5 protein-coding genes and 1 pseudogene are annotated in these 6,797 nt (G+C 46.3%); 4 read left to right on the forward strand and 2 right to left on the reverse strand.

What is annotated here, in order from left to right; translation table 11 throughout:
• Together RLO19_RS24460 and RLO19_RS24465 are read right to left on the reverse strand one after the other, a co-directional pair.
• Positions 1-100, reverse strand: a pseudogene (locus RLO19_RS24460) (cell wall anchor protein); the annotation flags it as partial.
• Positions 101-353: 253 nt separating this feature from the next.
• The gene (locus tag RLO19_RS24465; RefSeq protein WP_446360003.1) at positions 354-1,175 is read right to left on the reverse strand and encodes a Uma2 family endonuclease; all 822 of its coding nucleotides are present in this window, start codon (positions 1,173-1,175) and stop codon (positions 354-356) included.
• Positions 1,176-1,447: 272 nt separating this feature from the next.
• Here RLO19_RS24465 and ftsH point away from each other — a divergent pair, with 272 nt between their 5' ends.
• From ftsH to RLO19_RS24485, 4 genes are all read left to right on the forward strand, one after another.
• Positions 1,448-3,529 carry an ATP-dependent zinc metalloprotease FtsH gene (ftsH, locus tag RLO19_RS24470; RefSeq protein WP_446360007.1) on the forward strand — a complete coding sequence of 694 codons (2,082 nt, stop codon included), beginning with the start codon at positions 1,448-1,450 and terminating at the stop codon, positions 3,527-3,529.
• A 142-nt stretch (positions 3,530-3,671) separates the two neighbouring features.
• On the forward strand, positions 3,672-5,042 hold the full coding sequence (locus RLO19_RS24475; protein WP_446360004.1) for a DUF1800 domain-containing protein: 1,371 nt from the start codon (positions 3,672-3,674) through the stop codon (positions 5,040-5,042).
• A gap of 37 nt (positions 5,043-5,079) precedes the next feature.
• Positions 5,080-5,436 carry a hypothetical protein gene (locus RLO19_RS24480; RefSeq protein WP_446360005.1) on the forward strand — a complete coding sequence of 119 codons (357 nt, stop codon included), beginning with the start codon at positions 5,080-5,082 and terminating at the stop codon, positions 5,434-5,436.
• Between the two features lie 110 nt (positions 5,437-5,546).
• Positions 5,547-6,620 carry a glycosyltransferase family 4 protein gene (locus RLO19_RS24485; RefSeq protein ID WP_446360006.1) on the forward strand — a complete coding sequence of 358 codons (1,074 nt, stop codon included), beginning with the start codon at positions 5,547-5,549 and terminating at the stop codon, positions 6,618-6,620.
• Positions 6,621-6,797: the final 177 nt, after the last annotated feature.

Below are 6,797 nucleotides of genomic sequence, written 5' to 3' on the forward strand. Positions count from 1 at the left end.
CGGTGTTATGGTTCCCTGGTACGGTGTTATGGTTCCCTGGTACGGTGTTATGGTTCCCTGGTACGGTGTTATGGTTCCCTGGTACGGTGTTATGGTTCCCTGGTACGGTGTTATGGTTCCCTGGTACGGTGTTATAATTCCCTGGTACGGTGTCATAATTCGGGCTGGCTGCACAACTGCCAAACCCTTAGCTATCAAGGAAGGCTTTGAGTGGCATTGATATTTGCTCAAGTTCAAGAAATCCGGGTTAAACCTTATACCCTTGCACCGCTATCAGGGAAAATGTACTATGGCTCCCCCTGCTAAGAGACGTAGCATGCTACGTCTCTACATTGCTCCCCCTGCTTTTGGCGCTATTGTATATCTGGCTCAATCCCTAACTGCTTCAGCCGACGCTCGAGTTCCTCTACCCGTTGTTGCGCCAGTTCTCGTTGTTGTCGTTCGGCTTCAGCCTGTTCCTGCGCCAGTTGAGCCTGTTCCTGCGCCAGTTGAGCTTGTTCCTGCGCCAATTTAGCTTGTTCCTGCGCCAATTCTTTTTCCTGTTTTTCTTGCTCGGCTCTTTCTTCGGGAGTGGGAATCAATTGCCCCTGGGGACTGAAAAACCGCAGCTTTGATTCATACACCCCCACAAACAACTCTAGCTGCTGACTCCACAAACATTCTTGCTCATTTTGCTCTATGGGTTCATAGATTCCTCTTGCCAAGTAGAATCCTTGGAACTCCAAGGTATCGGGGTGAAACCAGAAATATTCCGGTGTGCGAAAGGTGTCTTGGTAAAGCTGTTTCTTAAATCCCTTATCAACGTTAGCCGTGCTATTAGAAAGCAATTCAATAATGACATTCGGATATTTCCCCTGTTCAGCCCAGAGTACCCAGCTTTTGCGGGGTTTATTTTCTGTTCCCAGAACCACAAAAAAATCAGGTCCGCGAAAGTCCCGCGTGGTAATATGTTCTGGACTGAAATAAATCGTCAGGTTTCCCGTGGCATAGAAGTCAGTGCGCTCTCGCCACCACCACTTCAGACAAGCCAGTAACAGCTCTATTTGATCGCGATGCAGGTCACTTTCCAAAGGAGGTTCATCACTCCATAAATCCGAGGGTGGAATGATTATATCGTCTCCTTCAGTCGATATCGTTAAACTTGCTGCCGCCTCTGAATTTTGAGTAAAGGTCATGATCATGGTTAAGGGGCAAAATGGCTACCTCTAGTTTAATCCCAAATCCCAAATTCTTTGTTAAACAGCAAGTTTCCGAGCTAATCCTTTCAACTTTAGAGTTAGTCCGGAAGTCCTTTCAGCTGTGCTGCAACTGGCTAATGAGTGTGATTAACCCATCGGAGAATGCGCTCCCTACCTCTGCCAAGTTGCTAGGGAACCTTGCTACCCTAAAAATAGGAATTCCCCCATCCACCCAAGCCCACAGCAGCAAGCGTGCAGAGAACGAATATATGAGTATTAAAGACAAACCGCAATCGCCACAGGGTCGCCAGATTGCTCTTATTCTATTGATTCTGGCAGGTGTATCCTTAGTGGGATACTTGTTTGTACCCAAATCCCCTCGGTTTCCCCTGGTTCCCTATAGCAAATTTCTCGACCAACTCGACGACGGAAAAGTTGCACGGGTTTCGGTGGGGGAAGAACAAGTGATTTTTCAGCTTAAGCCAGCCCAAGATCCACTCCAAGCCACTCAAGACTTGCTGCAAGCCGCCCAAGATCCCCTCCAAGCTACTCAAGACTTGCTGGAAACCCCAGAACAGCCTTTAGAGACGGCGGAAACACCGGAGCTGGACACACCTGAGAATCCGTTAAATCCGACACCTGAAGATCCACTCAACCCCACGGAGGAACTGCTCAATGAGAATGAGCAAAAAGGACAAATCTATGCTACTCTGCGAATCGATGATCCGAATTTGGTGAACAATCTTCAGGAACAGGGGATTGAATTTTTTGCCGCACCGCCACCGAAAAATGGTTGGTTACTGAGTCTGTTAAGTTGGGTGGTTCCGCCGCTAATCCTCGTCGCCGCCTTTCAGTTTTTCCTGCGCCGCAGTGACAGAGATACCGAAGGTGCGCTTTCATTTAGTAAAAGTAAGGCAAAGGTTTATGTAGAAGGGGAATCAGCTAAAATTACCTTTGCTAATGTGGCTGGGGCGGAGGAAGCCAAGACAGAATTAGTGGAAATTGTCGAGTTCCTGCAAAATCCCGATCGCTTTACCGCAATTGGGGCGCGAATCCCTAAAGGGGTGCTGTTGGTGGGACCTCCGGGAACGGGGAAAACATTATTAGCAAAAGCCGTGGCTGGGGAAGCGGGGGTGCCTTTCTTTAGTATTTCTGCATCGGAGTTTGTGGAACTGTTTGTGGGAACTGGTGCTGCGCGGGTGCGGGATTTGTTTGAGCAGGCAAAAAAGAAAGCTCCCTGTATTATCTTTATTGATGAATTGGATGCGATCGGGAAATCCCGGAGTAGTGGGAATTTCCATAGTGGCGGGAATGATGAACGAGAACAGACGCTGAACCAATTGCTGACGGAGATGGATGGGTTTGCGGCTGGGGATGCGACGGTGATTGTTCTGGCGGCGACGAACCGCCCTGAAAGCTTAGATCGGGCATTGTTACGTCCCGGACGCTTTGACCGTCAGGTGTTGGTTGACCGTCCTGATTTAGCTGGACGCAAAGAGATTTTAACGATTTATGCCCAAAAAGTCAAATTGGGTGAGGATGTGGATCTACACGCGATCGCAACTCGTACTCCTGGGTTTGCTGGGGCGGATTTAGCCAATCTGGTCAATGAAGCCGCCCTATTAGCCGCCCGCAAGCGCCAAGAAACCATTGCTCAAGCCGACTTCGCCGAAGCCATTGAACGAGTCGTGGCGGGGTTGGAGAAGAAAAGCCGGGTTCTCAACGATGTCGAGAAGAAGATTGTCGCCTATCACGAAGTTGGTCATGCTTTAGTCGGTGCATTAATGCCAGGGAGTGGTAAAGTGGCGAAAATCTCAATTGTGCCACGGGGAATGTCGGCTTTGGGATACACGCTACAACTACCCACAGAAGACCGTTTTTTGATGAATGAAGCGGAACTCCGGGGTGATATTTCCACACTTTTGGGGGGACGCGCCGCTGAAGAAATTGTCTTTGGCAATATCACAACGGGGGCGGCTAATGATTTGCAACGCGCCACTGAGTTAGCTGAACGCATGGTGACGACGTATGGTATGAGTAAAGTTTTGGGTCCTTTGGCGTATAATCAGGCTCAAGGTAATAGTTTCTTGGGCAATAATGGGGGGAATGTACGCCGGAGTGTGAGTGATGAAACGGCAAAAGCCATTGATGGTGAAGTTCGAGAAATTGTGGAAATGTCCCATCAGAAAGCCTTAGCGATTATCAATAATAATCGTGATTTACTCGAACAAATTGCTCAACAGATATTAGCAACGGAGGTGATTGAAGGAGAAGATTTACAAAATCTGCTGCAACAAGTGCGTCCGGTGGATAATTTTGTAGCGTTAGAGGCTAATCGTGTAGCGTCATAGAATAGTTTTGAGTTTTGACCCAACGCACTCGCTAGTCTGGCAGGGTGCGTGAGTGTGTAGGGGCGGGTTTTACTACTGTCGTTTCCTTTGCACTTCATAGTAAATAAACCCGCCCCGAGTAAGTGCGATAACTATTTGACAAATGAAAAAATTCCTCCATATTCTAAATCGTCTCAGTTTTGGTCTTCGTCCCGGTGATATTGAACAAATTCAATCGATGGGGATTGATGCTTATATTCAATCTCAACTTTCGCCGGAATCCATTCCCGAATCTCCCCAAATAACTCGCCAGCTTGATCAGTGGCGTACTCTTAAACTTACTCCTATTCAGTTACTCAGACAGTATAAACCTCGCGCCAAAGAACAGCCTTCAGAGGAGGAACGTCAGCAAGCTCGCCAAAAAGCTAGACAACCGTTGCAGCAAGCGATACAGGCTCGATTACTCCGTGCGATCGCGAGTCGGAGGCAATTGCAAGAGGTGATGGTAGATTTTTGGTTTAATCACTTTAATGTTTTTGCCAAAAAAGGTGAGATTCAATTCTGGGTTGGTGTCTATGAACAGCAAGCAATTCGACCTTATGCCCTGGGTCGTTTTCGGGAGTTGCTAGCAGCAACAGTTCATCATCCGGCGATGTTGGTTTATTTAGATAACTGGCGAAATACTGCGCCCAATAGTCCGGGTGCTAAGGGTCAATTTCGCGGTATTAATGAAAACTATGCCCGTGAATTGATGGAACTTCATACCTTGGGTGTCGATGGCGGCTACACTCAGGATGATGTGATTGCCTTGGCTCATATTTTAACCGGATGGGGTTTTGATTTGGATGGCAATAAGGGGGATAGCAATGGCTTTTATTTTGATAGCAACCGCCATGACTATAGTGATAAAGTCCTTCTGGGTCAACGGATTAAAGGCAATGGTGTGGCTGAAGTGGAACAAGCTATCGATAGCTTGGCTAGCCATTCAGCAACTGCCCGTTATATCACTTATAAACTTGCCCAATATTTTGTCGCCGATGAGCCGCCTTCCGGTTTAGTCAAGGGACTGGCTAAGGAATTTTTGCAGACAGAGGGGAATATTCGGGCTGTCTTAAAAACTCTTTTCCAAAGTCCTGAATTTTTGCAGGCTAATAATTATGGTCGTAAATTTAAGACTCCCTATCACTATATTATTTCTGCTGTCCGGGCGACGGGGACAAAAGAGCCAAATTTAACGCGGATTTCGGGTATGTTAAATCAACTGAGTATGCCCCTTTATAATTGTTCCACTCCTGAAGGCTATAAAAATACCCAAGAGGCTTGGTTGAGTCCCGATGCGATGCTACGGCGGGTTAGTTTGGCAACGACGATAGCCCAAGGAGGCTTGGGTGATAATAAATCGGTGGAGGCGAGTCAACTTCTTAATACATTGGGTGATAGTATTTCTGCCCAAACTAAACAGGAGATTGAGAATAGTCCCGAAAAGTTACGGGCAGCTTTGATTTTAGGAAGTCCCGATCTGATGTATCGATAATGGCTCAATTAAACTCAGTAACAGTCAAGGAGAAAATATGGGGAATAATTCATATCGAAAAAGAAATGACAAGGCATCTAGAGACTGTCTAAAGGACATTAAATATATTCCTGATGATCTGGTAGGCGAGGTGCTAGTAGAAGCGGCTCGTTTACAGTCTGAAGCGAATAAAAGTTACTCCTTAGCGGATCTAAAACAAATATGTTCAGAAGCAGGGATTCCGCCACATTTTGTTGAGAAAGCCGTCAGAAACATAGAAAAAAAACAGAGGCGCAAACATAAAAAACAACGGCAGAGACAAAAGTATATAAAAAAGGGAATTCGGCTCGTGATTCCGGCAATCGCTGTATTTAGTCTTTTTTTATGTGGAATAATGTTAGTATTGGAATTATGATGATAAAACGTTAGATACCACTTCTGGTAAAGTCAGTTATGCAACTGTAAGATTTGAAAATAATGTCGTTGAGGACATAAGGTTCTCTGGTTAATAAATTCATAACTTAAATGAAAGATAACCCTCTAAAATTACTGCTAATTTCTAGTCCAGTGGGTCCGTTGGGTTCAGGATTGACGGGCGGAGTTGAATTTAAGTTGCGGAATGTTGCCAGCGATTTAGTCAGACGCGGGCATCAGGTCACTATTGTAGGAATGGAAGGGTCTACGGGTTGGGGTATGCCCCTAGTAGAAATTAGCGGAATGGTACAAACTAGTGCTCAAACTCAAGCACGAGATACACCGATTATTATTCCCCCATCTTCAGTTTTAGCCGGATTTTGGGATTATGCACGGCAAGTCCAATGTGACTATGATGTCATAGTCAATTTTGCCTATGATTGGTTGCCCTTTTATTTGACGCCGTTTTTTAATCGTCCCATTGCCCATTGGGTGACAATGAGTTCTATCTCCGATGCGATGGATGAGATTATTGAGCAAGTGGTGATGGCGTTTCCGGGTACAGTGGGCATCAATTCCCAATCACAGGCGGCGACATTTAGATTTGGCACACACTGTCGGTATTTGGGGAATGGGATTGAGTTATCATGCTATAATTTTTGTCCAGAACCTGAACCGTGGTTGGCATGGCTGGGGCGAATTTCCCCAGAAAAGGGGTTAGAGGATGCAGTGGCGGCGTCTCAGATGACGGGGATTCCCCTGAAAATTATGGGAGTGCTGCAAAATCAGGACTATTGGCAACAGATTTTGCGGGATTACCCAGAGGCGCCAATTCATTATCTAGGGTTTTTCTCGACGAGTGAATTGCAGCAGCATTTACGCCAATGTCGGGGATTATTAATGACGCCGCGTTGGGTGGAATCGTTTGGCAATGTGGCAATAGAAGCCCTCGCCTGTGGCGTGCCGGTGATTGCATACCGTCGCGGTGGACCTGCGGAAATTGTCGAGGAGGGGAAAACGGGGTTTTTGGTTGAACCGGATTCGGTGGCGGGATTGGTTGAGGCGATTAAGGGGTTGGATAGGATTAACCGCAATACCTGTCGTCAACAAGCCGAAGCCAAATACTCAACACAGGCGATGTGCGATCGCGTGGAACAGTGGTTGTACGATATTTTAATGGGGTAGTTGCGCTGTCTTCGCCATCAACCCCCGCATCGTTGACGTTCACAAATTGACAATGGATAATGAACAATGGATAATGACCTCTCCTTAAAAGAAGAGGATTGAAATTAAGGAAAATCTTTTTTAATTTCTTCGTAAACGAAGAGGTCTTAGACCCAATTAATCAATTGTCAATTATCA

It is taken from the genome of Coleofasciculus sp. G2-EDA-02, from assembly GCF_040226375.1.
Lineage (GTDB): Bacteria > Cyanobacteriota > Cyanobacteriia > Cyanobacteriales > Coleofasciculaceae > Coleofasciculus.